Annotated in this window: 2 protein-coding genes; one reads left to right on the top strand and one right to left on the bottom strand. The window is 44.1% G+C overall.

Annotated elements, in window-relative coordinates; translation table 11 throughout:
• Positions 1-144 precede the first annotated feature (144 nt).
• Positions 145-885, top strand: a complete 741-nt coding sequence (ubiG, locus tag A3739_RS23440) for a bifunctional 2-polyprenyl-6-hydroxyphenol methylase/3-demethylubiquinol 3-O-methyltransferase UbiG (RefSeq protein ID WP_068473575.1) — start codon at positions 145-147, stop codon at positions 883-885.
• Positions 886-888: 3 nt separating this feature from the next.
• Here the strand turns inward: ubiG and tatA are convergent.
• The coding region (tatA, locus tag A3739_RS23435; RefSeq protein WP_068503037.1) for a twin-arginine translocase TatA/TatE family subunit at positions 889-1,121 on the bottom strand (233 nt) is incomplete at its 5' end.

Genomic DNA, 1,121 nt, shown 5'->3' with positions numbered 1-1,121 from the left:
AAAAGGGTCGACAATAGTCGGCCTTTTTTTCGCCTATAAAAACATTTATCTCCATCCCTGTCTTATCGGATTAAACCTAAGCTTTGGTGAACTTCGTTCCGTCTTTAGTCGTACTCTTAAGGCTTAGTTTGTTGGAGAACTCGGGTGACAAATCATTCTACGACCATCAATCAACGAGAAATCGCGCACTTCCATCAACTTGCAGAAACCTGGTGGGATGCAGAAGGTCCATTTTGGCCGCTTCATCGATTAAACAGGCTTCGGGTTGACTGGATTGTCGAGCAACTCTGCGCTCAATCCGAAATGGCAAACTCCCTGAAGCCTTTATCTGGTCTATCTGTTTTAGATGTTGGCTGTGGCGGCGGAATATTGAGCGAATCTTTGGCGCGTTTGGGCGCTAGGGTTACAGGCATCGATGTCGTAGAAAAGAATATTGCCATTGCGCAAACACATGCAGAACAACAGCAGCTTGATATTGAATATCGTCTTATTTCAGTTGAAGAGCTACGAAACGAAGGTGTTCAGTACGATGTTGTATTCAACATGGAGGTTGTTGAGCATGTTGCCAATCTTCCCTTGTTTATGGCGTCATGCCATGAACTTGTAAAAGAGGGTGGTGCCACTTTTGTTGCCACCATTAATCGTAATTGGCTAGCTTGGTTTGTGACGGTATTTGGCGCCGAATATGTATTGCGATGGCTTCCAAAAGGAACGCATCATTATTCTATGCTCAGAAAACCTTCTGAGATTGAGGCGTTCCTTAACGCTGACGCTTTCGAGGTAGTTCGCAAAGCTGGTGTGCGCGTTAATCCTGTCAATCGATCGATGTCGATCATTGAATCGCTGGCGATCAACTATATGATTTACGCAGAAAAGCAGCGATGAAACTTAGCTATTTTTCTGCGCTGAACTCTGTACAGGTGTAGCGTCGACCTTCGAATCAGCTTCTGAAATAGAATGTGTCAGGCTTGCTTCTGGTATCTGCTCGTTTTGATTCATTTCTTTTTTGAAATTCTTGACGGCACTGCCCAAATCGCCACCCATATTGCGAAGCTTTTTTGTTCCAAATAGTAAGGCTACGATTGCTAAAATAATCAGTAACTGTGTTGGACTAATCCCCA

The organism is Oleiphilus sp. HI0067 (assembly GCF_001635735.1).
Note: the sequence above shows the minus strand (reverse complement) of the source record. Positions and strands in the feature narration are given on the sequence as shown.